The organism is Bradyrhizobium sp. Bra64 (genome assembly GCF_024519875.1).
In the GTDB taxonomy this organism is placed as follows: domain Bacteria; phylum Pseudomonadota; class Alphaproteobacteria; order Rhizobiales; family Xanthobacteraceae; genus Bradyrhizobium; species Bradyrhizobium japonicum_G.
This window is the reverse complement of sequence record NZ_JALJRD010000015.1, coordinates 17,960-43,495: the sequence shown is the minus strand read 5'-3', so window position 1 is coordinate 43,495 and position 25,536 is coordinate 17,960. Positions and strand designations below refer to the sequence as shown.

The window sequence follows — 25,536 nt, the reverse complement described above, 5'->3', positions numbered from 1 at the left end:
TCCTTGATGTATTTCAATCAAGGATTGCAAAATGAAGTCGACAATCCAGCTTCGGCAGGGCGATATGTTCGCGCAGCCAACCGATTTGATCGTGATACCTTGCTCCACCGGTGGCACTGTAACTGGCGCAATAGCAAGTCAGCTTGAGCAATTTGATATCAAATGGCCTACCGGCTATTCCAATCTTGGTGATGTCAAATTCGAGTTGTTCAATGGCGCTTCAAATATAGCTGCCTACGTGGGCTACGCCACTTCCGTCCAAGCGATGGAGTCGAGCCAACAGGCTATCTCGAAAATTGCGGAGACCGTATCGGATTTTATAGCTGAGAAGCCGGAGATTCGCGATGTTGCTATTCCTCTGTTGGGGGCCGGCTCAGGAAGACTGACGCCTGCAGAATCGCTGTCGGCCTTGATGACCGGGTTTGAAAAGTCTCTAATCAAAAAGAAAGTGATCAATATTTTCGTCTATAAGCGAGAAGTCTTTGAGAAGCTTTCCTCGCAGCAAGAAAAGACGATGCGATCGGACGTCAGTGTTTCAGAGAAGTCTAGAGAGCGCACGCGCGAGCCACTGCGCGTATTCATAAGCTATACGAAAACATCTCAAGAGCATCAGACTTGGGTACGAGATTTGGCAACCTTTCTGCGCGAGAATGGAGTCGATGCGAGACTTGATGTCTGGCACCTCCGTCCGGGCATGGATACTCCTCAGTGGATGTGCAACGAGCTTGATCAAGCCGATCGAGTCTTGATCGTTTGCAACGATGAATATGCTGCTCGAGCGAACGGTCGCTTGGGCGGCGTTGGATGGGAAATGCGCGTCATTCAAGGTGAGTTGTTGCAATCACAGTCGACGAATCCCAAAAAATTTCTTCCGATACTCCGAGGCAGTTTCGATGCGAAGAGCATGCCTAGCTTCTTGCGGGGCGTGTATGCGTTGACCTGGACCGAGCAAGACGCGCAGGAGACAAAAGACCAGCTTCTCCGAGAGATTTATGACGTCTTTGTTGAGGCTCCTCCGATTGGCTTGCCTCCGAGGTTTGTTCTAACGCGCTGACACGCTCACCGCCGCGGATGCGCGCTCGCATAGACTTCGAGCAGGCGCTCCGAATCGATGCCGGTGTAGATCTGCGTGGTCGAGAGCGAGGAATGGCCGAGCAATTCCTGGATCGCGCGCAGATCGCCGCCGCGCGACAGCAGATGCGTGGCGAAGGAATGGCGCAGCGCGTGCGGCGTCGCGCTGTCGGGCAGGCCGAGCGCGCCGCGCAGCCGCTCCATCGCGAGCTGGATGATGCGCGGGCTCAAGGGGCCGCCGCGGGCGCCGACGAAGATCGGCCCCTCGGCGGGCAGCGGATAGGGGCACATCGAAACATATTCCTGAACGAGCGCGAGCACGTTCTGCAGCACGGGCACCATGCGGGTCTTGTTGCCTTTGCCGGTCACGATCAGCACGTCGCCTTCGCCGGGCCGCGGCACCTCGCGGCGCTTCAAGCCCAGCGCCTCGGAAATGCGCAGGCCCGAGCCGTAGAGCAGCGCCATCACCGCGGCATCGCGCGCCAGAATCCAGGTCTCGCGGTCCTCGCCGGCGCGCTCGTCGGCATCCGCTAGACGCTTGGCCGACGCCATCGGCAGCGGCTTTGGCAGGCTTTTCGCGACCTTCGGCGCGCGGATCGCCGAGAGCGCGCCGACCTTGCCCTTGCCCTCGCGTTCGAGGAAGCGGCCGAACGAGCGCAGGCCCGCCAGCGCGCGCATCAGCGAGCGGCCGGCGATGTCGTCGGCGCGGCGCATCGCCATGAAGGCGCGGATGTCAGTGGCTTCCAGCGCGGCGAAGCGCTTCAGCGTCACGCGCTCGCCCCAATGATTGCTGAGGAAATTCAGGCACTGCCGCAGGTCGCGGCCATAGGCCTCCAGCGTCTTCGGCGACAGCCGCCGCTCGGAGCCGAGATGCGACAGCCAGCGCGTCATCTGCTGCGCGATGTCAGGATCGGCGCTGGCGAGCTCGATCTGTGGGGCGGCCGCTTTGCTCATGCGCTCTGGACGTGGTGATTCCACCCAGTATATCGCATCACACTCGTTTATCGTTCGCTAAGGCGGCCTCAGGCCGCTAGCCTTGAAGCCCCGGGTTCCGATTCTCCATCCATGGATCACACACCGCGCAGCCCCGCTTCCGCAAACGCGACCCGCATGGTCGACGTGCTGGTGCCGGTCGCGCTCGACCAGACCTATTCCTACAAGGTGCCGCGCGGGATGGAGCTGAAGGCGGGTGATCTGGTCGGCGTGCCGCTCGGCCCGCGCGAGGTGCTCGCCGTGGTCTGGGCCGAGAACGCCAATCCCGATCCGCGCCTGCACAACCGCCTCAAGGAGGTCAGCGAAAAGCTCGACATCCCGCCGTTGAAGCCCGAGCTGCGCGCGGTCGTGGACTGGGTCGCCAATTACACGCTGAGCCCGCGCGGCATGGTGCTGCGGATGTGCCTGCGGATGGGCGAGAACCTCGGCCCCGAGCGAGTGCGCGCCGGCGTCCGGCTGGCTGGCGATCCGCCAAAACGGCTGACGCCGGCGCGGCAGCGCCTGATCGAGGTGCTGTCGGACCGTCTGCTGCACGGCAAGTCCGAGGCCGCCAGGGAGGCGGGCGTTTCGGCCGGCGTGGTCGACGGCCTCGTCGACGAAGGCACGCTGACGGTCGAGCCGATGCCGCCGCCGGCGCCGCCGCCGGCCCCCGACCCGGATTTCGGCCGGCCGGATTTTTCGCCGCTCCAGCGCACTGCTGCCGATACGATGCGCGCGCTCGCGGCCAACGGCACCTTCCACGTTGCGCTGCTCGACGGCGTCACCGGCTCGGGCAAGACCGAGGTTTACTTCGAAGCCGTGGCCGAGGCGATCCGCCGCGGAAAACAATCCTTGATCCTGATGCCGGAGATCGCGCTGACCGGCCAGTTCCTCGATCGCTTCGCGCAGCGTTTCGGCGTGCGGCCGATCGAATGGCATTCCGAACTCACGCCGCGCACGCGTGCGCGCAATTGGGCGGCGATCTCCGGGGGCAGCGCGCCGGTCGTGGTCGGCGCGCGCTCGGCGCTGTTTCTCCCTTACGCCAATCTCGGCCTCATCGTGGTCGATGAAGAGCACGACCAGGCCTACAAGCAGGACGAGGGCGTGCATTACCACGCCCGCGACATGGCGGTGGTGCGCGCGCATGTCGCAAAGGTCCCGATCGTGCTGGCCTCGGCGACGCCGTCGGTCGAATCCGAGGTCAATGCGCGCAAGAACCGCTATCAGCGCATCGCGCTGCCGTCGCGTTTCGGCGGCCAGCACATGCCGCATATCGAGGCGATTGATCTGCGCCGCGAGCCGCCGGCGCGCGGCCGCTTCATCTCGCCGCGGCTGGCTTCCGAGATCAAGAACGCGATCGAACGGCGCGAGCAGGCGCTGTTGTTCCTCAATCGCCGCGGCTATGCGCCGCTGACGCTGTGCCGCGCCTGCGGCCATCGCTTCGCCTGCACCATCTGCGATGCCTGGCTGGTCGATCACCGCTTTCGCCAGCGCCTCGTCTGTCACCATTGCGGCTTCTCGATGCCGCGTCCGCATATCTGCCCGCACTGTTCGGCGGAGGAATCGCTGGTCGCGGTCGGGCCGGGTGTCGAGCGCTTGCAGGAAGAGGCGGCGGCGCTGTTCCCGGAGGCGCGCACCATGGTGCTGTCGAGCGATCTCATCACCTCGATCGAGACGATGCGCAGCGAGCTTGCCGAGATCGCGGAAGGCCGCGTCGATATCATCATCGGCACCCAGCTCGTCGCCAAGGGCCACAATTTCCCGCGGCTGAATCTGGTCGGCGTGGTCGATGCGGATCTCGGCCTGTCCAATGGCGATCCGCGCGCCTCCGAACGCACCTGGCAATTGCTCAACCAGGTGATCGGCCGCGCCGGCCGCGAGCAGGGCCGCGGCGTCGGCTATCTGCAGACCCACCAGCCCGATCATCCCGTGATGAAGGCGCTGATCGCCTGCGACCGCGAGGCCTTCTACGACAGCGAGATCGACTTGCGCGAACGCACGCTCTATCCGCCGTTCGGACGCCTCGCCAGCCTGATCATCTCCGCCGGCGACCGGCCGAGCGCCGAAGCTTTTGGCCGCCGCCTCGTCGCGCTGGCGCCGCGCGACGAGCGCGTGGTGGTGCTGGGCCCGGCGGAAGCCCCGCTCGCCGTCATCAAGGGGCGCTACCGCTTCCGTATCCTGGTGAAATCGGCGCGCGGCTTCGATCTGTCGGATTACCTGCGCAACTGGCTCGCCGTGTGCCCGAAGCCGAAGGGAAATCAGAAGCTCGAAGTGGACGTCGATCCGCAGAGCTTTTTGTAGAGATCATAAAAATGCTCCCCTCGTCATTGCTCGCAATGCAATGACGGCGGACGAGCAAAAAGCCCGCCGTCCCCCAAGACGGCGGGCTTGTTTCACCCGCGCCGATCCCGCGCTCACATGTCCATGCGGACGATGACGGGAACTGCGCTTGTGTGGTGAGGCGCGTCTCGCGCCGTCAGGAGACGACTTCCGCGGTGACGCGGCCGACGCCGGCCCCGGTGAGGCCGATGGCACGGGCAGCGCCCGTGGAGAGGTCGAGGACACGGCCGCGGACGAACGGGCCACGGTCGTTGATGGTGACGATGACGCTCGAGCCGCCATGGGTGACGCGCAGCTTGGTGCCGAACGGCAGCGAACGATGCGCCGCGGTCATGGCGTTCTGGTTGAAGCGCTGGCCCGAGGCAGTCCGGCTGCCGGACTCGTTGCCGTAATAGGAGGCCATTCCGGAGAAGCTGTGGCCGCTACCCGACGACGGCGTCATCGACGCGTTGGCGTTGCGCCAATCGGAGGTCGTGTTGGCATCGTTCTGGGCGTGGTGGCGGTGATGATGCTGAGAGGTCCGGTGGTGATGCCTGGATTTGGCGGAAGCTTCGGTGGCAGTTCCACCGACGAGGAGAGTGGCGGCAACGAAAGCGATCGCCGTACGCGGCCGGGTCACAGAGCCCAGCGTCTTCAAAGACAGCATTTAGTGGTCCCTAAGCTAGTATTGCCACATATGTGGCAAGTGGAGCCCCCATGAGTTTGTGAGCGGGATGGCGTTTCGATTCCTAATGAGGCGTGAATTGGGCAGTAAATCCGTTCCGTGTCGTCATGAAATATCTTGTTACCGGTGACCGATATTCGTCCGATGCTCCGTAATCTTGTATTTAACGATTTATTAACATGTTTATTACTTACAAATACTGAAAAACGAAGTCATCGCTTTCAGTGTTTAGAATTGGGTAAGTATTCGGCGGGTGCAGCCGGCGGGGCCGAAGTCACGCCTCAGTGATCCGTGTTCATGGCCGCTATGCGCTGAGGGCAGGAACGAAATGGACGGGCGCCGCCGGCAGGCCCGCCTCAATTCCGCCGGATGGCAGATCGTCATGCCGATCGTCGTCGCGCCTCGGGCACTGCGACGAACTGGCGACAGAACGTCGTGCCTTTAATTTGGCGTCATGTTGCACGTGCGCGCCTGCTATGTTAGCAAAGCCGCGATTTTAACGAGCCCGGCACTTCCCGTGCGGGGTCGAAAATCGAAGTCCCGCTTGAATTCCAAGGGCTTGGATCGCTAGGCGCCGCTTCGTGGCGACGGTTTTTCCCTTGCGAGTTTGACAGCAAAAAGAGCGCGTCTGTGGCTGCAGAAGATACGTCCGTTTCCGGTGTGTCGGGCCGTTATGCAACGGCCTTGTTTGAACTGGCCCGCGACCAGAAAGTGGTCGACGAGGTCAAGGCCGATCTCGACAAATTCGAGGGCTTGCTGAACGAGAGCGCCGATCTGAAGCGCCTCGTCCGCAGCCCGGTGTTCGCGGCCGAGGCCCAGTCCAGGGCGCTCTCGGCCGTACTGGACAGGACCGGCATCGCCGGCATCTCCGCCAATTTCCTCAAAGTGCTGACCGCCAACCGCCGCCTGTTCGTGGTGGGCGACGTGATCCGCGCTTACCGCGCCCTCGTCGCCAGGTTCAAGGGCGAGGCGACGGCCGACGTCACCGTGGCGGAGGCGCTCTCGGACAAGAATCTCGACGCCCTCAAGGTTGCCCTGAAGTCGGTGACCGGCAAGGACGTCGCGCTCAACGTGAAGGTCGATCCCTCGATCATCGGTGGCCTCGTGGTCAAGCTTGGCAGCCGGATGATCGATAGTTCGCTTCGCACCAAACTCAATTCGATCAAGCACGCGATGAAAGAGGCAGGCTGATGGACATCCGCGCCGCGGAAATTTCCGCGATCCTCAAGGACCAGATCAAGAATTTCGGCCAGGAAGCTGAAGTCTCCGAAGTCGGACAGGTGCTGTCCGTCGGCGACGGTATCGCCCGCGTCTACGGTCTGGACAACGTCCAGGCCGGTGAAATGGTCGAGTTCGAGAACGGCACCCGCGGCATGGCGCTGAACCTCGAAACCGACAACGTCGGTGTCGTTATTTTCGGTGCCGACCGCGAGATCAAGGAAGGTCAGACCGTCAAGCGCACCCGCGCCATCGTGGACGCGCCGGTCGGCAAGGGCCTGCTCGGCCGCGTCGTCGACGCGCTCGGCAATCCGATCGACGGCAAGGGCCCGATCCAGGCCGACAAGCGCATGCGCGTTGACGTCAAGGCGCCCGGCATCATTCCGCGCAAGTCGGTGAACGAGCCGATGGCGACCGGCCTCAAGGCGATCGACGCCCTGATCCCGATCGGCCGCGGCCAGCGCGAGCTGATCATCGGCGACCGCCAGACCGGCAAGACCGCGATCGCGCTCGACACCATCCTCAACCAGAAGCCGCTCAACGCGCAGCCGGACGAGAACATCAAGCTGTATTGCGTCTACGTCGCGATCGGCCAGAAGCGTTCGACCGTTGCCCAGTTCGTCAAGGTGCTGGAAGAGCAGGGCGCGCTCGAATACTCGATCATCGTCGCCGCGACCGCTTCGGATCCGGCGCCGATGCAGTACATCGCGCCGTTCACCGGCTGCACCATGGGCGAGTATTTCCGCGACAACGGCATGCACGCGGTCATCATCTATGACGATCTGTCCAAGCAGGCCGTCGCCTATCGCCAGATGTCGCTGCTGCTGCGCCGCCCGCCGGGCCGCGAAGCCTATCCGGGCGACGTGTTCTATCTTCACTCCCGCCTGCTCGAGCGTGCGGCGAAGCTGAACAAGGACCAGGGCTCGGGCTCGCTGACGGCGCTGCCGGTCATCGAAACCCAGGCCAACGACGTCTCGGCCTACATTCCGACCAACGTCATCTCGATCACCGACGGCCAGATCTTCCTGGAAACCGACCTGTTCTTCCAGGGCATCCGTCCCGCGGTGAACGTCGGTCTGTCGGTGTCGCGCGTCGGTTCCTCGGCGCAGACCAAGGCCACCAAGAAGGTCGCCGGCAAGATCAAGGGCGAGCTCGCGCAGTACCGCGAAATGGCGGCGTTCGCGCAGTTCGGCTCCGACCTCGACGCCTCGACCCAGCGCCTGCTCAACCGCGGCTCGCGCCTGACCGAGCTGCTGAAGCAGCCGCAGTTCGCGCCGCTGAAGATGGAAGAGCAGGTCTGCGTGATCTGGGCCGGCACCAACGGCTATCTCGATCCGCTTCCGCTCAACAAGGTGCGCGCGTTCGAGGACGGCCTGCTGTCGCTGCTGCGCGGCAAGAACGCCGACATCCTCAACGCGATCCGCGACAGCCGCGACCTCTCGGACGACACCGCCGCCAAGCTGAAGTCGGTGGTCGAAGGTTTCGCCAAGAGCTTCGCCTGATAGCAAGCATGGCCGGTCGTTCCGGCCATGACCGCTTCGCAAGAGGCAAGACAACAAGAAGCGTGCCCGGCGCCCGGCCGGGCATTGCGACAGGGACAGGCTAGCGGTTCGGCTCGCGTCGAACCGCCGGGGTGAACGAAGAATGGCGTCACTTAAAGACATGCGCGTCCGCATCGCCTCCACCAAGGCGACGCAGAAGATCACCAAGGCGATGCAGATGGTCGCGGCCTCCAGATTGCGCCGCGCCCAGCAAGCGGCCGAGGCGGCGCGGCCCTATGCCGACAAGATGAGCGCGGTGATCGCCAACATCGCCAGCGCTGCCGCCGGTTCGCCCGGCGCGCCGGCGCTGCTGGCCGGCACCGGCAAGGACCAGGTCCACCTGCTGCTGGTCTGCACCGGCGAGCGCGGCCTGTCCGGCGCCTTCAACTCCTCGATCGTGCGCCTCGCGCGCGAGCGCGCCCAGGCGCTGATCGCGCAGGGCAAGGAAGTCAAATTCTTCTGCGTCGGCCGCAAGGGCTATGAGCAGCTCCGCCGTCTCTACGACAAGCAGATCGTCGAGCACCTCGACCTGCGCGGCGTTCGTCAACTCGGCTTCGTCAACGCCGAGGACATCGCCAGGAAGGTGCTGGCCCGCTTCGACAACGGCGAGTTCGACGTCTGCACCCTGTTCTACGCGCAGTTCAAGTCGGTGATCGCCCAAATCCCGACCGCACAGCAGATCATTCCGCTGGTCGTCGAGGAAAAGGCAGCGAACGCGCCGACGACGTCCTATGAATACGAGCCGGAGGAAGACGAACTCCTCTCCGGCCTGTTGCCGCGCAATATCGCGGTGCAGATCTTCCGCGCGCTCCTGGAAAACAACGCCTCGTTCTACGGCGCGCAGATGAGCTCGATGGACAACGCCACCCGCAACGCGGGCGAAATGATCCGCAAGCAAACCCAGATCTACAACCGAACCCGTCAAGCCCAGATCACCAAGGAGCTGATCGAGATCATCTCCGGCGCCGAGGCGGTCTGACGCACGAACCAAACGACGGTCGTTCAAGTACAGAATTTCGAAGGAGAGCTTCATGGCTACAGCAGCTAACCAGGTCGGTCGCGTCACCCAGGTCATGGGCGCCGTCGTCGACGTTCAGTTCGAAGGCCACCTGCCGGCCATTCTCAATTCGCTCGAAACCAGGAACGGCAACATCCGCCTCGTGCTGGAAGTTGCGCAGCATCTCGGTGAGTCCACCGTGCGCACGATCGCGATGGACGTGACCGAAGGTCTGGTGCGCGGCCAGGAAGTGACCGACACCGGCCAGCCGATCGCGGTTCCGGTCGGCGCGGGCACGCTCGGCCGCATCATGAACGTGATCGGCGAGCCGATCGACGAAGCCGGCCCGATCCAGTCCGAAGGCAGGCGCGCCATCCACCAGGAAGCGCCGAGCTATACCGACCAGTCGACCGAAGCTGAAATTCTCGTCACCGGCATCAAGGTGGTCGATCTCCTGGCTCCGTACGCGAAGGGCGGCAAGATCGGCCTGTTCGGCGGCGCCGGCGTCGGCAAGACCGTGCTGATCCAGGAGCTGATCAACAACGTCGCGAAGGCGCACGGCGGTTATTCCGTGTTCGCCGGCGTCGGCGAGCGTACCCGCGAGGGCAACGACCTCTATCACGAGTTCATCGAGTCCAAGGTCAACGCCGATCCGCACAACCCGGATCCGAGCGTGAAGTCGAAGTGCGCGCTGGTGTTCGGCCAGATGAACGAACCGCCGGGCGCCCGCGCCCGCGTCGGCCTCACGGGTCTGACCGTCGCCGAGCACTTCCGCGACCAGGGCCAGGACGTGCTGTTCTTCGTCGACAACATCTTCCGCTTCACGCAGGCGGGCTCGGAAGTGTCGGCGCTGCTCGGCCGTATTCCTTCGGCGGTGGGCTATCAGCCGACGCTTGCCACCGACATGGGCGCGCTGCAGGAGCGCATCACCACCACGCAGAAGGGCTCGATCACCTCGGTGCAGGCCATCTACGTTCCTGCCGACGACTTGACCGACCCGGCGCCTGCGACCTCGTTCGCGCATTTGGACGCCACCACGGTGCTGTCGCGCGCGATCTCGGAAAAGGGCATCTACCCCGCGGTGGACCCGCTCGACTCGACCTCGCGCATGCTCTCGCCGCTCGTCGTCGGCCAGGAGCACTACGACACCGCGCGCCAGGTCCAGCAGGTGCTGCAGCGCTACAAGTCGCTGCAGGACATCATCGCCATTCTCGGCATGGACGAGCTTTCGGAAGAGGACAAGCTGACGGTGGCCCGCGCCCGCAAGATCGAGCGCTTCCTGTCGCAGCCGTTCCACGTCGCCGAAATCTTCACCGGCTCGCCCGGCAAGTTCGTCGACCTCGCGGACACCATCAAGGGCTTCCGCGGCCTCTGCGAAGGCAAGTATGACCATCTGCCGGAAGCCGCCTTCTACATGGTCGGCACCATCGAAGAGGCGGTCGAGAAGGGCAAGAAGCTGGCGGCGGAAGCCGCCTGAGCTGGCGAATGGCGAATAGGGAGTAGCGAACAGACGCTGCTCCCGTTCAATTGCCACTCGCTATTCGCTATTCACTACTCGCAGGTTTCCCATGGCCACCTTCCATTTCGATCTCGTCTCGCCGGAAAAGCTCGCATTTTCGGGTGAAGTCGACCAGGTCGACATCCCCGGCGTCGAGGGCGACTTCGGCGTGCTGGCGGGACATGCGCCGGTCGTGGCCGCGATCCGGCCCGGCATTCTCACCATCACCAGCGGCGGCAAGCACGAGAAGATCATCGTGCTCGGCGGTATCGCCGAAGTCTCCGAAAAGGGCCTCACCGTGCTCGCCGACGTCGCAACATCGATGGCGGAGCTCGACCGCGCCCAGTTCGCCGCGACCGTCTCGGAGATGGAAGAAGGGTTGAAGGAGCACGAAGGCGACGAGCTCGATCAGGCGATTGCGCGGCTCGATCACTTCAAGAGCATTCAGCAGCAGCTCAACTCCACGGCCATGCACTAAGCCCCGGCGCACTGCTCCGGGGCTCGAATGAGAAATTCCTGAATAAGTTCAGCGCTCGTCACGGCCGTGGCGGGCGCTGAAACTTTGTTGCACCGCGCGGTCGATAGCGGCATTCTGCGCTCGCGAAATTTGTTCCGGGGGCCGGTCGCAGATGAAACGCAAGATCGCAGCGATTTTCGCGGCCGATATTGCCGGCTACTCGAGACTGGTCGCGGAAGACGAAGAGGAGACGCTGCGGCGTCTCGCCTCCTATCGCGAGGTCGTCGACGATTTCATTGCGAAGGCCGGCGGCCGCATCTTCAACACGGCCGGTGACGCCGTGCTTGCGGAATTTCCGAGCGCGGTCGATGCGGTGCGTTGCGCCATCGACATCCAGGAATCCCTGCGAACCCGCAACATGGCCTATCCGCCGAGCCGGCAGATGTCGTTCCGCATCGGCATCACCATCGGCGACGTGGTCGAGCGCGACGGCGATCTGCTCGGTGACGGCGTCAATATCGCCGCCCGGCTCGAAGGTCTCGCCGAGGTCGGCGGCATCTGCGTCTCCCGCGCCGTGCACGAGCAGGTCGCCAACAAGCTGTCGGTGCAGTTCGCCGATATCGGCGCGCAGGAGGTCAAGAACATCCCGACGCCGGTGCACGCCTACATGGTGGCGATGCGGCGGGAGAACGGCACTTACGCAACGCCGCAGATCAAGAAGGTGGCGAAGGCCGCGCCCGCGCCGAACTGGATGTGGCCGCTGGTGGTCGGTGTCGTCTCCGTCGTCGCCATCGGCGTCGGCGGCTTCCTCTATTTCGCCAAGCTCGAGACCACCAGGACATCAGCGAGCGCCGCGGCGACGGCGCCAAATCCTGCGCCCAGCGCGGCGGCCCCCAGCCCGACGCCCACCATGTCAGCGAAAGCGCCGATGCCCATGCCGACGCAAATGGCTGCGGCAGGTCCGGCGCCGATGCCCTCGGCGCCCGCCACCTCAGGCGGCAAATTTCCGGCCGATATGGTGCCCTTCATCGGCGACCGCGTGCGCGGCTATCTCGCGGGCGAATATTCCGCCGCCGGCGACTACAAGGCCTTTGCACTGAACGTCGGCGGCTACACCGGCTCCGCGCTCAATCAGCCGAACGAGGAGGCCGCGCGCAACGCGGCGATCGAGCAGTGCCAGAAGCGCGCGGACGCCGCGCAGTCGCCGCGGCGCTGCGAGCTCTATGCGGTCGGCAACAATGTCGTCTACACGCACGGCAAGCCGCCGATGCCGCCGCAGCCGTTCATCCGGCACGATGCCATGACCGAGCGCGCCTTCGCCTCCAGGGATTTTCCGATGGTGCGCGATCCCGCGAAGGTCCGGCTCGAGAACATGTTCGTGCCCGCGGCGAAATCGCGCTCGGTCGCGCTCGGCCCGGGCGGTCAGTATTTCATGGTGATGGGCGCATCAACCGCCGACGATGCCGCGCGGCGCGCCCTGGAATCGTGCGGCGCGATCGCCGGCGTGGCCTGCCTGGTCGTCGCGGTCGACGAGAATTTTGTCGTGCCGATCCCGACCCTGTTCAAAATCACCGGCTTCTTCCATGCCGCCTCCAACGCCTCGATCGTCGCCGATGCGCGCGACGAGGTCGTGCGCAAGCTCGCCGATGGCATGGGCTGGAACGCCGTCGCGGTCGGCACCGCGGGCCGGCCGGGCCTCGGCCTGAAGGCCGCGGACGAGCAGACAGCGGTCAATTCCGCGCTCGCCGACTGCGCCAGGCGCGACAGCAATTGCCACGTCATCGCGATCGGCCCGTTCACGGTGGGACCGGTCAACTAGGGTTGCAGTGATTGGGCCCGACTCGCGCCCCGACGACGGTGCGTTCCCTCCCCCGCAAGGGGGGAGGGCTAGGGAGAGGGGGCGCCATGAACTCGGACCTCGCCCGGAGCCACCCCTCTCCCCAACCCTCCCCCGCAAGGGGGGAGGGAGCGCAGCGGAGCAAGCGGCCACGTTCTAATTTCGCTGGCGAGAGAATGGTGCCTCCCTCACACACAAATTTCCGGTGAAAATTCGCTCATGACTTCAACCCCGGTTCTACTGTGCATGGGGTTGTTTTCGCGATTTCAGTTTCCGAAGGGCGCGAACTCTCGCGCCACCGCGCGGTAGACGTCGCGGCGGAACGGCACCACGACGTCGGCGACGCGGTCGAGCCGCTCCCAGCGCCAGGCGTCGAACTCCGCCGGCTGTCCGTTGCGCGGCGTCAGCGGATCGATCTCGTCGTCCCTGCCGGTGAAGCGCAGCGCGAACCATTTCTGGCGCTGCCCGCGGAATTTCGCCAGCCGGTGCGTCTGTGGTCCGTCGTAGGGCGGGAATTCGTAAGTCAGCCAGTCGGTCTCGCCGAGATAGGCTGCGCTTCTGACGCTGGTCTCTTCCCAGAGTTCGCGCAGCGCGGCATCGCGCAGGTCCTCGCCTTCGTCGACGCCGCCCTGCGGCATCTGCCAGTCGAGACCCGGCAGGATGATCTCGGGTCCGTCGCCCTTGAAGCGATGCCCGATCAGCACGCGGCCATCGGCATTGAAGAGGGCGATCCCCACGTTGGGGCGGTAGGGTTTCTGGTCGGTCAAGCGCGGGATCTTTCGTCGTCAGCCCAGGCGATGCATTAGCATCAACCCGCAACGACGACGCGAACTAATCCTCCGCCAGCGCGGAAAATTCCTTCACCACGCGCTCATAGACCGGGCGCTTGAACGGGATGATCAATCCGGTCAGGTTCTTCATCGGCTCCCAGCGCCAGCTGACGAATTCGGCCTTGTGGCCGCCGCCGCCGGGCTTCTCGACATTGATCTCGCTGTCCTTGCCGGTGAAGCGGACCGCAAACCATTTCTGCCGCTGGCCTCGGTAGCGGCCCTTCCAGGCACGGCCCGCGACCGTGCGCGGAATGTCGTAAGTGAGCCAGTCCGGAACCTCGCCGAGCCGTTCGACCGAGCGCACGCTGGTCTCCTCATAGAGCTCGCGCCTGGCGGCGTCCCAGGTGTCCTCGCCGGGATCGACGCCGCCCTGCGGCATCTGCCAGACATGGGTGTCGTCGACATGCTCGATGCCGCCGGCGCGGCGGCCGATGAACACCAGGCCCTTCGTATTGATCAGCATCACTCCGACGCAGGTCCGGTAGGGCAGATCCTCGTAACGCGCCATTCCGCCAGACCTCTTCCATGCTGTCGGTAAGGCTCGCGCAGGCCCCGCGAGACCCGTGCCGTACCAATCCGTTGATTTAGCTGGATTTTGATTTCAGCATCGCGGTTGTCAATGGCACCAATAGGATACCCCGGTCGCCCAATGTCTTGGTCCAGGCGCCGATGCGCTCGATCGAGACGGGCAGGGCCGAGGCGGTGCCGATGGCCGCGCCGCGCTCGCGCGCCGCCGCTTCGAGCTTGTTCAGGGCGCGGTCGATCTCGGCCGGGGTCGGCACCACGTCGATCGCGATGTCGCCCTTGCCGAACGGCATCGCCTGGCTTGCCGCGGCCTGGGGCGCGATGCTGCGGGGCGAGGAGCCGTCGTCGAAGAAGCCGAGGCCGCGCTTGGCCGCCTCGCGGATGATCGGCTGCATCGCCGCGTCCGTCGCGATGAAGCGGGCGCCCATGAAATTGGTGATCCCGGCATAGCCCTGCATCCGGCTCAGATGCCAGTACAGGCGGTCCATGTTCTGGTCGGCGCTCAGCGAGGTCAGCAGCGTCTGCGGTCCCGGATCGTTGTCGGGGAAGTCGTAGGGCTCCATCGGGATCTGGAGGAAGATCTCGTGGCGCTGGGCGCGGGCCCGCTCGGCGAGTTTTCCTGGATCGGAACCATAAGGCGTGAACGCCAGCGTCACCGCCGGCGGCAGCCTCATGATGGCATCGGTGGTCTTGGCGGCGCCGACGCCGAGGCCGCCGATCAGGATCGCGACGACAGGCATCTTCGCCGCCTTGGCGCGGTCGGCATCCGCCGCATAGACGTTGAACGGCTTCAGGCCCTCGGCGACCACGGGGATCATGCCGTAGCGTGATTTCTCCAGCAGTTTTGGGTCGATCCCGGCCATGACGGGCGGCGGCGCGGAGGCCGCCTCGCCCTTGTCGGCGGAAGCGCCGCCGCCGATCACCACGTCGTGGCGCGTGCCGGTGGAACCGTCGATCATGGTGACGGTCTTCTGCTCGCCGGCCTGCTTCGGCGCTTCCTTGGTCTCGTGCTTGCCTTCTTGCTTGCTGTCCTGGCCATGGCCAGCGACGGCCGGTTTTTCGTCCGCCGCCTTGGGATCGCGGATCGCGATCCGCGTCATCGGCTCGCCGCCGAACGGATCCTTGTTGAAGATGGCGAAGCCGGCAAAGGCGACCAGGAACAAGCCGAGCATGACGGCGAGCGCCTGCATGGCCGTGAACGGCAGCCGCAGCCGGCGTTTCCGGCGCGGCTTGTCCTGTCCGAGCGGGGCGCTCAGATCATCGGCCGTTTCAGTCATGCGCGATCCCGAATCACTCGCGCCGACGATACCACGCCGAGGTCAAGCGGCGGCAGGCCGGGATAGGCCGGGGATGCCGGGAGTTCGGGCGGCTCCAAACAAAAAGGGCGGCTCCCGGAGCCACCCTTTTGATTGGACCCCGCGGGGCGCCGAGCTAGTTTGCCGCCTTGGGCTTGTCGGTCGTGCCCTTGTTGTCGCCGCCCGCCGCGGGTGCCGCGGAGGCGCTGTTCTTGATGCCGTGGAGCAGGTCGTCGGCGAGCTTGAGCGCCTTGTCGTCCTTGGCATCCGGCGGGACATAGGATTGCGATCCGGTCTTCTCGTCGCCGTCGTTCTTGAGATGCCCGCGCAGCGAAGCCTCGCCCTTGGTGTCGGTGCGGGACTTCAGCTCGTCCGGCACGTCCTGGAGCACCTCGATGTCGGGCACGATGCCCTTGGCCTGGATCGACTTGCCCGACGGCGTGTAGTAGCGCGCCGTGGTCAGACGCAGCGCGCCATTGCCCGAGCCGAGCGGGATGATGGTCTGCACCGAGCCCTTGCCGAACGAGCGCGTGCCGACGATGGTCGCGCGCTTGTGGTCCTGAAGCGCGCCCGCGACGATTTCGGACGCCGAGGCGGAGCCGCCATTGACCAGCACGATGACAGGCTTGCCCTTGGTGAGGTCGCCCGCATGCGCGGTGCGGCGCTGCGTCTCCTCGGCATTGCGGCCGCGGGTCGACACGATCTCGCCCTTCTCCAGGAAGGAGTCGGAGACGGTGACCGCTTCCTCGAGCAGGCCGCCCGGGTTGTTGCGAAGGTCGATGACGTAGCCCTTCAGCTTGTCGCCGATCTGATTCGAGAGGTTGGCAACCTCGCGCTTCAGGCCTTCGGTGGTCTGCTCGTTGAAGGTCGTGATGCGGATATAGGCGATGTCGTCGGCCTCGATGCGGGCGCGCACCGAGCGGACGCGGATGTTGTCGCGCACCAGGGTAACGTCGATCGGATTGTCCTGGCCCTTGCGGATGATCTTGAGCTTGATCTTGGTGTTGACAGGGCCGCGCATCTTCTCGACCGCCTGGTTCAGGGTCAGGCCCTGCACCGCCTCGTCGTCGAGATTGGTGATGATATCGTTGGCCATGACGCCGGCGCGCGACGCCGGGGTGTCGTCGATCGGCGAGACCACCTTGATCAGGCCGTCTTCCATCGTGACTTCGATGCCGAGGCCGCCGAACTCACCGCGGGTCTGCACCTGCATGTCGCGGAAGCTCTTGGCGTCCATGTAGCTCGAATGCGGATCGAGGCCGGTGAGCATGCCGCTGATCGCGGATTCGATCAGCTTGGTGTCGTCGGGCTTCTCGACATAGTCCGAGCGCACGCGCTCGAAGACGTCGCCGAAAAGATTGAGCTGGCGATAGGTGTCCGCGGTGGCGGCTCGCGCGCTGGAGCCCATGAAGACCGCGCGCGGCTGGGTCACGAACAGCGTCAGCGCAGCACCGGTGGCCGCGCTGAGGAGGATAACTGAAGTCTTGCGCATCATCCGCGAACCTTCTCGCCTTCATTTGCGGCCCACCATGGGCCTGGATCGATTGGAGTGCCGTCTTTGCGGAACTCGACATACAACACAGGTTGACTCGCGTTCGTGGCGAGAATGGAGGCGACTTGAGAGGTCGACCCCATGGACGCGACCGGCTCCCCCGTGAGCACAAACTGTCCGATGTTTACCGAAATGCGCTCCATCCCGGCGATCAGGACATGATACCCGCCACCGGCATTGAGGATCAAGAGTTGTCCATAGCTGCGGAACGGGCCGGCATAGACCACCCAGCCGTCGCACGGCGTCGTGACCTGGGAGCCCGGCCGGGTGGCCAGCGAAATGCCCTTCTGGACCCCGCCGACCCCGTCGGAACCGCCGAAATCCCTGATCTTGTTACCGTTAACCGGAAGAGGCAGGAGGCCCTTGGCCACAGCGAAGGCAATCGCAGGGGTGGTCCGGGAGCGATCCTTGAATGCGGCCGGACCGGACTTTGTGCCGGCGTTGGCGCTGGCGGCCGCCTTGGCCTCGGCCTGCCTGGCAGCCTCGGCGGCCTTCTCGGCCGCCTTGGCGGCGCTTTGCAGATCCTGCTCCATCTTGGCGATGAGCCCCTGGAGGTCGCCCACCTGCCTTGAAAGCGCGATCGCGCGCGCGCTCTCGGCGTCGAGGTCTTTTTCCCGTGACGCCTGCTGGCGCTGCCGCTCGTCGATCAAGGCCGTGAGCCGGGTCTGGTCGCTGCGGACCTTGTCGCGGTCGGCGGCGAGCTGGTCGCGCTCGGTCGCGATGTTCTTGCGCAGGGCTACAAGCTCGCCGAGTTCGCCTGCGATTTTTTCCGCGCGGCCGCGCAGGTCCGGCACCACGGCGCCGAGCAGCATCGCCGTGCGCAGCGATTGCAGCGCATCTTCGGGGCGCACCAGCAGCGCCGGAGGCGAGCGCCTTCCGGCGCGCTGCAACGCCGCCAGCACCTCGACGATGTCGGCGCGGCGTGAATCCAGCGAGCTGCGCATCTGCTGCTCGCGGCCGTTCAGCGACCGCAGCCGCGCTTCGGCTTCGTCGATCTTGGTCTCGACTGAGCGCACATTCGCGGCGGTGTCGATCAATTGCTGATTGAGCTGGGTGCGGTCCTGGCCGAGCGAGGTGATCTCGGCCTTGAGCTTGGCCTGCGCTTCCTCCGCGCTCTTCCTGCTTGCGCGCGCGGCCTCCAGCTCCTGCTCGCGCTGCTTGATCGCATCGGGCGAGACCGCCGCTGTCTGCGGCGTCGTCGCCGTCTGAGCTTGCGCGAGGCTTGTCCCAGCGAGGCTTGTGCTAGCGAGGCTTGCGCCCGCGAGGCTTCCGATCAGCAGCAGGTTGAGAATCGGCGCTCGCATCGCTTTAGGCAAAGGTGCTCGTTGTGGCGCGCATCACGCGCGGTGATAGGGATGGCCGGCCAGGATGGTGGCGGCCCGATAAAGCTGTTCCAGAAGCATGACGCGGACCATTTGATGCGGCCAGGTCGCAGAGCCGAACGCGATCGCGAGCTTGGCCTTACGGCGCAATTCGGGCGAAAGTCCGTCCGCCCCTCCGATGACGAAGATAGTATGACCGGCACCCTCGTCGCGCCAGCGCCCGAGATGCCGTGCGAATACGGTGGAATCCAGGTTCTGGCCGCGCTCGTCCAGCGCCACCAGGATCGATTTTTCCGGAATATGCGCGGAGATCGCCGCAGCCTCTTCGGCCATCCGCGTTGCGGTGTCGCGGGCGCGACTTTCAGGAATCTCGTGGATGGCGAGCTCGCGGAATCCGAGCTTGCGGCCGGCCTCGTCGAACCGCTCGAAATAGCGGTCGGCAAGCTCCCGTTCGGGGCCCTGCTTCAGCCGGCCCACCGCAATGACAGCAACACGCATGATGTTTTCAAGGTCGCGTTTTCAGGACCGCGCGCATTCCGCGCGCGCACGACGCTAGCATGCGCGTCAACCGATTCGAAATCGGCCAGTCGCTCTAGATCGCCTTCGCCGCCCCTGGGCCCTGCGTGTACAATCTCTCGAGATTGTAGAACTCGCGGACCTCGGGTCTGAACACGTGAACGATCACATCGCCGGAATCGATCAGCACCCAGTCGCAATTGGGCAAGCCCTCGACGTGGATGTTCTTGATGCCGTTTTCCTTGAGGCCCTTGGCGACGTTCTCCGCGATCGCGCCGACGTGCCGGTTCACCCGGCCGGTGGTGACGATCATGTAGTCGGAGTAGGCCGATTTGCCGCGAAGGTCGATGGTGACCGTCTCTTCCGCCTTCATGTCGTCGAGGCGGGAGAGGATCAGGCTCAGCGTCTTGTCGGCGTCGGGTTGCGCCTTCAAGGCCGCAGCTTGGGTCGATGTTTTACGCGTAGGCTTGGCAACCTTGGGTAAAACAGACTTGGACAATACAGATGTGGTCAGGGACCATTCCTTTCACTGTATCGCGAACGCCGAATCCGGCACTCACTGGTTACACTACATCATGTGGGGTTAAGGGTTTCAATATGCCAGAGAGCCCCAAACCCACACTCCGTTCGCACACTCGGTCTCACGTCGTACCTTTCCAGCTCCCGTCCGGGTTCCGTAAGCCCGTCGAGGACAGATTCAGCTTCAATCCGGACAGGAATACCCAGGCCGGGGCCGGCCGATCCGCGAGCAGCGGTGCCTTGTTCTCGGGCAGGCGGTAGCGCGCGAGCGCCCGGGCGGCGGGAGAGGCGAGGGCCCGAAAACTCTGTGGCGGCCGATCGATGACTGCAATCGGCACCTGGCCGGCGATGCGCCGCCAGTCCTGCCAACGGTGGAATTGAGCGAGGTTATCGGCGCCCATAATCCAGACAAAGCGCAGGCCGCGGAGGCGGCGGCGCAAGGTGTTGATCGTGTCGATAGTGTAGCGCGTGCGAATGACGGATTCGAGACAGCTCACCTCGATCCTGGGATCGTTGGCAACGTCGTGCGCGGCCTGCATGCGCTCGCCGAGCTCGTGCAGCGTGCCGTTCTGCTTCAGCGGGTTGCCGGGCGTTACCAGCCACCAGACGCGATCGAGTTGCAATCGCTTCAGTGCGAACTGGCTGATCGCGCGATGGGCCTGATGCGGCGGATTGAAGGAGCCGCCGAGCAGGCCGACGCGCATGCCCGGTGTCGAGGGCGGGATCGCTTGCGCCACGGAACGCGGCACGACGAAATTGTTGCTCAATGCCCCGTGCCCTGCGTCGTCTACGGCCGCGTCTGCCCGGTGCCGTGAACGCGATATTTGAAGCTCGTCAGCTGCTCGGCGCCAACCGGCCCGCGGGCGTGGAATCGTCCGGTCGCGATGCCGATCTCGGCGCCGAAGCCGAACTCGCCGCCATCGGCGAACTGCGTCGAGGCATTGTGCAGCACGATCGCGGAATCGACCTCGCTCAGGAACCGCTTTGCAGCCGCCTGATCCGCGCTCACGATCGCATCGGTGTGATGCGAGCCGTGGCTCTGAATATGCGCGATCGCGCCGTCGACGCCATCCACCACCTTCGCCGCGATGATCGCGTCGAGGTATTCGGTGTCCCAATCCTCTGCGCTCGCAGGCTTCACCCGCGCATCCGCCTTCTGCACGGCGTCGTCGCCGCGCACTTCGCAGCCGGCCTCGATCAGCATCTCGACCAGCGGCTTCAGGCTCGTTGCGGCAGCAGCGCGATCGACCAGCAGCGTCTCGGCTGCACCGCAGACGCCGGTGCGGCGCATCTTGGCGTTGAGCACGATCGACTTCGCCATGGCGAGGTCGGCGCTGGCATCGATGTAGACATGGTTGACGCCTTCGAGATGCGCGAACACCGGCACGCGCGCTTCCTGCTCGACGCGCGCGACGAGGCTCTTGCCTCCGCGCGGCACGATCACGTCGACGGCGCCGTTCAATCCGGACAGCATCATGCCGACCGCCGCGCGATCGCGCGTCGGCACCAGCGTGATCGCGGCTTCGGGCAGGCCGGCTTCGCGCAGGCCCTGGACGAGACAGTCATGGATGGCACGGCAGGAGCGGAAGCTGTCGGAGCCGCCGCGCAGGATCACCGCATTGCCCGACTTCAGGCACAGCACGCCGGCATCGGCCGCGACATTGGGCCGGCTCTCGAAGATCACGCCGACGACGCCGAGCGGCACGCGCACGCGCTCGATGGTCATGCCGTTCGGCCGCTGCCAGCTCTCGGTGACGATGCCGACCGGATCGGCGATGCCGCGCACGATGCCGATGCCCTCGGCCATGCCCTCGACGCGCGCGGGCGTCAGCGTGAGGCGGTCGATGAAGGAGGCGGTGGCGTTGCCGGAGGCGCGGGCCTCCGCGACATCCTCGGCATTGGCAGCGAGGATCGCCGCCGCATTGCCGCGGATCGCCCGCTCCATGGCCTCGAGCGCCCGGTTCTTCTGCTCCGGCGGCGCCAGCGCCAGCACGCGCGCGGCGGCGCGGGCACGGGTACCGAGATCGGACATCAGCGCCTGGAGGTCGGCATTGCCGTCAACGGCTTTGAGGGGGGCGGCCATGGGAGTTTCAACCTTTTGCTAAGGCGGTGTCCTAGCACGGAAATCCCGCTTTTGCGAAGGGTCGGGAGGGTATGGCTGGTCTCCCCGGCCGCACGACGGCTGCGTCATTTGCCCAGCAAGATCAGCCAAAGGGGCCGTGCCGGCCCTTACCCGCCCACCACCAGATCGTCGCGGTGGATCATCTCTGCGCGGCCGCTGATGCCGAGGATGGTCATCACGTCCGGAGAGGAGCGGCCTTTGATCCGCTCGGCGTCGTCGGCGTCATAGGCAATCAGGCCGCGGCCGATCTCGCTCATGTCGGGGCCGCGCACGATCACGGCGTCGCCACGGGCGAACTGGCCCTCGACCTTGATCACGCCCGCCGGCAGCAGGCTGGCACCGGCCCGCAGCGCCGCGACGGCGCCGGCGTCGATCGTCAGCGTGCCCTTCGGCTCCAGCGTGCCCGCGATCCAGCGCTTTCGCGAGGTGATGGGATTGGCCGGCGTCAGGAACCAGGTGCAGCGGCAGCCATCGGCGATCGCCTGCAGCGGATGCTCGATCTTGCCGGAGGCGATCAGCATATGGGTGCCGCCGGTGGTGGCGATCTTGGCGGCCTCGACCTTGGTGCGCATGCCGCCGCGCGACAGCTCGGACTCGGCGTCGCCCGCCACGGCCTCGATCTCCGAGGAGATGCTGTCGACCACGGGAATGAGCTTTGCGTTCGGGTTGTTCTTCGGCGGGGCGTCGTAGAGCCCGTCGATGTCCGACAGCAGCACCAAGAGGTCCGCGCTCGCCATGGTGGCGACGCGCGCGGCGAGGCGGTCATTGTCGCCGTAGCGAATCTCGGTGGTGGCGACCGTGTCGTTCTCGTTGATCACGGGGATGGCGCGCCACTCCAAGAGCTTGCCGATGGTGGAGCGCGCGTTGAGATAGCGGCGGCGCTCCTCGGTGTCCTGGAGCGTCACCAGGATCTGGCCGGCGCCGATGCCGTGGGCCCCTAGCACCTCCGACCAGATGCGCGCCAGCGCGATCTGGCCGACCGCGGCGGCGGCCTGGCTCTCCTCCAGCTTCAACGGGCCGCGCGGCAGCTTGAGCCGGCTGCGGCCGAGCGCGATCGAGCCGGAGGAGACGACGAGGACGTCGCGGCCCTCGCGGTGCAGCTTGGCCATGTCGTCGGCGAGCGCGGCGAGCCAGGACGCCCGCACCTCGCCCTTGTCGGAATCGACCAGCAGCGCGGAGCCGACCTTGACGACGATGCGGCGGAATTGACTGAGTTCGGGGCTGGCCATGTGTGTATGTGCTGGCGCGTGTGACGAATTGCTCTGCATCGGAAACGGCGGAGCGGAAAGCGGCGCCGGCAAGGCCTGCTTTTGCAGCAGGACGATGGCCGGCGCAAGGCGGACGGAATGGTAAACGGGGCCAAGGTCGGCCTTGTCTTCCATCTGGTCTTGCACCTTGTGTTGGGCCTTGTCTTGGGCGCTGGCCCGGGTCTAATGCCGGCAACCAATAATGGGCTGGGGAGGGAGACGTATGGATCGCCGCAAATTCATGGCTGGGTGTCTGGGGCTGCCGTTGCTGGCGCAGGCGGGCGAAGCGCAAGCGCAGGCCGGATTGAGCAAGATCATTTTCCCGTTCGCGGCCGGGGCGGGCGGCGACACGCTGTGTCGTCTGATCGCGCAGGAGATGGCGCCGATGCTGCAACGGACCATGGTGGTCGAAAACCGCACCGGCGGCGACGGCCTGATCGGCATCAAGGCGGTGAAGGGCGGAAGTCCTGACGGCAGCATGGTGCTGGTGACAACCGGTCCCACCATGTACCTGCTGCCGATGGTGGAGACGACGCCGAGCTTCGACACGGCGAAGGATTTCATGCCGGTGTCGCTGCTGGCGCGGTTCGAATTCGCAGTCGTGATTGGTCCGGCGGTCGATGCTGCCGATTTCAAAGGCTTCGTGGCGTGGCTGAAGGCTCATCCCGACAAGACCTCGTTCGGCGTGCCGAGCAACGGCACCATTCCGCACTTCATGGGCTCCAAGCTCGAGAAGGATCTCGGCATTCCCTTGACCCGCGTGCCCTATCGCGGCAGCGCACCCATCCTCAATGATCTCATCGGCGGCCATCTGTCGTTCGGCATCGTCACATTGGCCGACGCGCTGCCGCAGCATCGCGCCAAGGGCGTGAAGATCATCGCGTCATCGAGCGCGGAACGTTCGCCGTTCGCTCCGGAGGTCCCCACGCTGAAGGAGAGCGGCATCGATCTCGTCGCGGACGCCTGGTACGGCATGTGGCTTCCCGCCGGCAGCCCGCCGGAATTCGCCAGCAAGCTCGGCGCGGCCGCAAGCGCCGCACTCGCCAAGCCCGAGGTGAAGGAAAAGCTCACCGCGATCGGCCTGATCCCGGTCGGCAGCAGTGCAGACGGGCTGACCAAGGAGCTCGCCGCAAACACGGCGTTCTGGCAGCCGATCGTGAAAGCGACGGGGTACAAGATCGAGAATTGAGTTTCGGCGGCGCCGCATACTCAGTCGTCATGGCCGGACTTGACCCGGCCATCCACCTGTATCCGCGGTTGCCGTAAGGCGTGAATGCCCGGGTCAAGCCCGGGCATGACGAATTGAGAGAGCTTGTCCCTCTCTCACAGCTTCGCGCGTTGCTCGATCCCATCACGAATCGACGCCAGCTCCGTTTCGTCCCAGATGCCGATCAGGATCCCGCCCTTCACCTGGAGCTGATTATCGGCATAGGCCGCGATCTTCTCGCGGGGCGTGGTGATGTGATCGTTGGGATGCAGTGCCCAGTCGAACAGCTCGGCCTGCAACCGCGCGATGATCGGGGCGCACTCCGGATCGTCGCCGCGATCCAGAAACTCTTCTGGATCGGTTTCGAGGTCGTACAGCATCGGGCGGAAGCCCGACGCGTGGATGTATTTCCAGCGGCCGTCGAACACCATGAACAGGCGGCAGCGCTCGATCGGCTGGTTCAGCTTCAGCCGCACGTCCTGCATGACATAATCGTATTCGGAGAACGCGACCTTGCGCCAATCGGCCGGCGTCGGCCCGCGCAGCAGCGGCAGCAGCGAGCGACCCTCGAGGATGTGGCCCGGCACCTTGCCGCCGAAATAATCGACGAAGGTGGGCGCGAGGTCGATGGCTTCGACCAGCGCGTCGCTGCGCGTGCCGCGGGTGGCGTCGGCCTCCTTCGAGGGATCGATGATGATCAGCGGGATCTTCGCCGACTGCTCGTGGAACAGATCCTTCTCGCCCATCCAGTGATCGCCGAGATAATCGCCGTGATCGGACGTGAACACGATCATCGTCGTGTCGAGCAGATCGTGCTCCTCCAGAAACTTCATCAGCACGCCCATCTGGTCGTCGATCTGGGTGATCAGGCCCATATAGGTCGGGATCACCTTCTCGCGGGCCTCGTCGCGCGCCATGTTGCGGGAGTAGCGCATGTCCATATAGGCGCCGAACACCGGATGCGGATTCTGCCGCTCCCGCTCGGAGCGGATCACCGGAATCATGTCGGATGTCGAATACATGCTGGCATAGGGTTCGGGCGCGATGTAGGGCCAGTGCGGCTTGATGTAGGACAGATGCAGGCACCACGGCCTGCCGTCGGTCTCGCTGATGAAGTCCATCGCGCGCCGCGTCATGTACGGCGTCTCGGAGTGCTCTTCCGGCACGCGCGCGGCCTTGTCGGCGTGCACCAGCAGCCAGCCGTTTTGCAAAGATCCGTCATCGGCCGCGCCGGAATTGGCCCAGTGCTCCCACGGGTTGGTGGCTTCAAAGCCCTGCTTGCGCAGATACTCGTCGTATTTCGGGCGCGGCCGGCCGGTCGGATGCAGGCCGTCGTCACGCTCATAGGGCTCGAAGCCGCATTCGGCGACGTGCACGCCGATCATCGATTCCGGCGGGATGCCGAGCGCCTTCATGCCTTCGAGATCGGGCGCCATGTGGGTCTTGCCGACCAGCACGTTGCGCACGCCGATCTTCTTCAGGTGGTCGCCGAGCGTGGGCTCGCCGACGCGCAGCGGCCAGCCGTTCCAGTGCGAGCCGTGCGAGCGCATGTAGCGTCCGGTGTAGAACGACATCCGCGACGGACCGCAGATCGGCGACTGCACATAGGCCTTGCTGAAGAGCACGCCGCGCTTGGCCATCGCGTCGATGTTCGGCGTCTTCAGCGTGGGATGGCCGGTGCAGCCGAGATAATCGTAGCGAAGCTGGTCGCACATGATCCAGAGAACGTTCTTCGCGCGCGCCATGCTTCGCCCCTGCCGTTTCTTGATTGCTTGATGCTGCGTCATCGAGGGCGCGAAGACAAGT

The 25,536-nt window shown here is 65.1% G+C and carries 22 protein-coding genes; 9 read left to right on the top strand and 13 right to left on the bottom strand.

Annotated features, from left to right (window positions below; all coding sequences use genetic code 11):
• Positions 1 to 31: 31 nt before the first annotated feature.
• Positions 32 to 1,054 (top strand): TIR domain-containing protein, encoded by a 1,023-nt coding sequence (locus tag NR187_RS29895; RefSeq protein ID WP_256808683.1) that lies wholly within the window; start codon positions 32 to 34, stop codon positions 1,052 to 1,054.
• A gap of 5 nt (positions 1,055 to 1,059) precedes the next feature.
• Here NR187_RS29895 and NR187_RS29890 read toward each other — a convergent pair whose 3' ends face one another.
• Entirely contained in the window at positions 1,060 to 2,025 is a 966-nt protein-coding gene (locus NR187_RS29890; protein ID WP_211383601.1) for a tyrosine recombinase XerC, read from the bottom strand.
• Between the two features lie 111 nt (positions 2,026 to 2,136).
• On the opposite strand from NR187_RS29890, the gene NR187_RS29885 reads away from it, so the two are divergent.
• Positions 2,137 to 4,344, top strand: a complete 2,208-nt coding sequence (locus tag NR187_RS29885) for a primosomal protein N' (protein ID WP_256808680.1) — start codon at positions 2,137 to 2,139, stop codon at positions 4,342 to 4,344.
• A 175-nt stretch (positions 4,345 to 4,519) separates the two neighbouring features.
• Here the strand turns inward: NR187_RS29885 and NR187_RS29880 are convergent, their stop codons facing one another.
• A complete protein-coding gene (locus NR187_RS29880; protein ID WP_211383599.1) occupies positions 4,520 to 5,029 on the bottom strand; it encodes a septal ring lytic transglycosylase RlpA family protein in 510 nt (169 codons plus the stop codon).
• 648 nt (positions 5,030 to 5,677) lie between these two features.
• Here NR187_RS29880 and NR187_RS29875 point away from each other — a divergent pair.
• The 6 genes from NR187_RS29875 (at position 5,678) to NR187_RS29850 (ending at position 12,577) form a co-directional block, all read left to right on the top strand.
• Positions 5,678 to 6,238 carry a F0F1 ATP synthase subunit delta gene (locus NR187_RS29875; RefSeq protein ID WP_211383598.1) on the top strand — a complete coding sequence of 187 codons (561 nt, stop codon included), beginning with the start codon at positions 5,678 to 5,680 and terminating at the stop codon, positions 6,236 to 6,238.
• Positions 6,238 to 7,767 (top strand): F0F1 ATP synthase subunit alpha, encoded by a 1,530-nt coding sequence (atpA, locus tag NR187_RS29870; protein ID WP_140979601.1) that lies wholly within the window; start codon positions 6,238 to 6,240, stop codon positions 7,765 to 7,767. The genes NR187_RS29875 and atpA overlap by 1 nt, the downstream gene beginning before the upstream one ends.
• A 142-nt stretch (positions 7,768 to 7,909) precedes the next feature.
• Complete coding sequence (locus tag NR187_RS29865) at positions 7,910 to 8,785, top strand: F0F1 ATP synthase subunit gamma (RefSeq protein ID WP_211383597.1); 876 nt, start codon at positions 7,910 to 7,912, stop codon at positions 8,783 to 8,785.
• A gap of 52 nt (positions 8,786 to 8,837) precedes the next feature.
• Entirely contained in the window at positions 8,838 to 10,280 is a 1,443-nt protein-coding gene (gene atpD, locus NR187_RS29860) for a F0F1 ATP synthase subunit beta (protein ID WP_211383596.1), read from the top strand.
• 91 nt (positions 10,281 to 10,371) lie between these two features.
• Positions 10,372 to 10,779 (top strand): F0F1 ATP synthase subunit epsilon, encoded by a 408-nt coding sequence (locus tag NR187_RS29855; RefSeq protein ID WP_211383595.1) that lies wholly within the window; start codon positions 10,372 to 10,374, stop codon positions 10,777 to 10,779.
• A gap of 151 nt (positions 10,780 to 10,930) precedes the next feature.
• The gene (locus tag NR187_RS29850) at positions 10,931 to 12,577 is read left to right on the top strand and encodes an adenylate/guanylate cyclase domain-containing protein (RefSeq protein ID WP_256808672.1); all 1,647 of its coding nucleotides are present in this window, start codon (positions 10,931 to 10,933) and stop codon (positions 12,575 to 12,577) included.
• Between the two features lie 284 nt (positions 12,578 to 12,861).
• On the opposite strand, the gene NR187_RS29845 is transcribed toward NR187_RS29850, so the two are convergent.
• The 10 genes from NR187_RS29845 to proB all read right to left on the bottom strand — a co-directional run bounded on the left by NR187_RS29845 (position 12,862) and on the right by proB (position 22,505).
• Positions 12,862 to 13,362, bottom strand: coding sequence for an RNA pyrophosphohydrolase (locus NR187_RS29845; protein WP_211383593.1), 501 nt, complete (start codon positions 13,360 to 13,362; stop codon positions 12,862 to 12,864).
• Positions 13,363 to 13,426: 64 nt separating this feature from the next.
• Positions 13,427 to 13,933 carry an RNA pyrophosphohydrolase gene (locus tag NR187_RS29840; protein ID WP_211383592.1) on the bottom strand — a complete coding sequence of 169 codons (507 nt, stop codon included), beginning with the start codon at positions 13,931 to 13,933 and terminating at the stop codon, positions 13,427 to 13,429.
• A gap of 76 nt (positions 13,934 to 14,009) precedes the next feature.
• Positions 14,010 to 15,227 carry a divergent polysaccharide deacetylase family protein gene (locus NR187_RS29835; RefSeq protein ID WP_211383591.1) on the bottom strand — a complete coding sequence of 406 codons (1,218 nt, stop codon included), beginning with the start codon at positions 15,225 to 15,227 and terminating at the stop codon, positions 14,010 to 14,012.
• A 154-nt stretch (positions 15,228 to 15,381) separates the two neighbouring features.
• Positions 15,382 to 16,740, bottom strand: coding sequence for a S41 family peptidase (locus NR187_RS29830; RefSeq protein ID WP_211383590.1), 1,359 nt, complete (start codon positions 16,738 to 16,740; stop codon positions 15,382 to 15,384).
• A complete protein-coding gene (locus NR187_RS29825) occupies positions 16,737 to 18,101 on the bottom strand; it encodes a murein hydrolase activator EnvC (protein ID WP_211383589.1) in 1,365 nt (454 codons plus the stop codon). The genes NR187_RS29830 and NR187_RS29825 overlap by 4 nt, the downstream gene beginning before the upstream one ends.
• Before the next feature lie 33 nt (positions 18,102 to 18,134).
• Positions 18,135 to 18,617: a 23S rRNA (pseudouridine(1915)-N(3))-methyltransferase RlmH gene (rlmH, locus tag NR187_RS29820; RefSeq protein ID WP_211383588.1), complete on the bottom strand. Its 483-nt coding sequence runs from the start codon at positions 18,615 to 18,617 to the stop codon at positions 18,135 to 18,137.
• 94 nt (positions 18,618 to 18,711) lie between these two features.
• Entirely contained in the window at positions 18,712 to 19,068 is a 357-nt protein-coding gene (gene rsfS, locus NR187_RS29815; RefSeq protein ID WP_027515020.1) for a ribosome silencing factor, read from the bottom strand.
• 208 nt (positions 19,069 to 19,276) lie between these two features.
• Positions 19,277 to 19,921, bottom strand: coding sequence for a nicotinate-nucleotide adenylyltransferase (locus NR187_RS29810; RefSeq protein ID WP_211383587.1), 645 nt, complete (start codon positions 19,919 to 19,921; stop codon positions 19,277 to 19,279).
• A 20-nt stretch (positions 19,922 to 19,941) separates the two neighbouring features.
• The gene (locus tag NR187_RS29805; RefSeq protein ID WP_256808666.1) at positions 19,942 to 21,237 is read right to left on the bottom strand and encodes a glutamate-5-semialdehyde dehydrogenase; all 1,296 of its coding nucleotides are present in this window, start codon (positions 21,235 to 21,237) and stop codon (positions 19,942 to 19,944) included.
• Between the two features lie 146 nt (positions 21,238 to 21,383).
• Positions 21,384 to 22,505, bottom strand: coding sequence for a glutamate 5-kinase (gene proB / locus NR187_RS29800; RefSeq protein WP_256808664.1), 1,122 nt, complete (start codon positions 22,503 to 22,505; stop codon positions 21,384 to 21,386).
• Positions 22,506 to 22,746: 241 nt separating this feature from the next.
• On the opposite strand from proB, the gene NR187_RS29795 reads away from it, so the two are divergent.
• Positions 22,747 to 23,712, top strand: coding sequence for a Bug family tripartite tricarboxylate transporter substrate binding protein (locus NR187_RS29795; protein WP_211383584.1), 966 nt, complete (start codon positions 22,747 to 22,749; stop codon positions 23,710 to 23,712).
• Positions 23,713 to 23,846: 134 nt separating this feature from the next.
• Here NR187_RS29795 and NR187_RS29790 read toward each other — a convergent pair whose 3' ends face one another.
• Positions 23,847 to 25,475 carry an alkaline phosphatase family protein gene (locus NR187_RS29790; protein WP_256808660.1) on the bottom strand — a complete coding sequence of 543 codons (1,629 nt, stop codon included), beginning with the start codon at positions 25,473 to 25,475 and terminating at the stop codon, positions 23,847 to 23,849.
• Between the last annotated feature and the right edge of the window lie 61 nt (positions 25,476 to 25,536).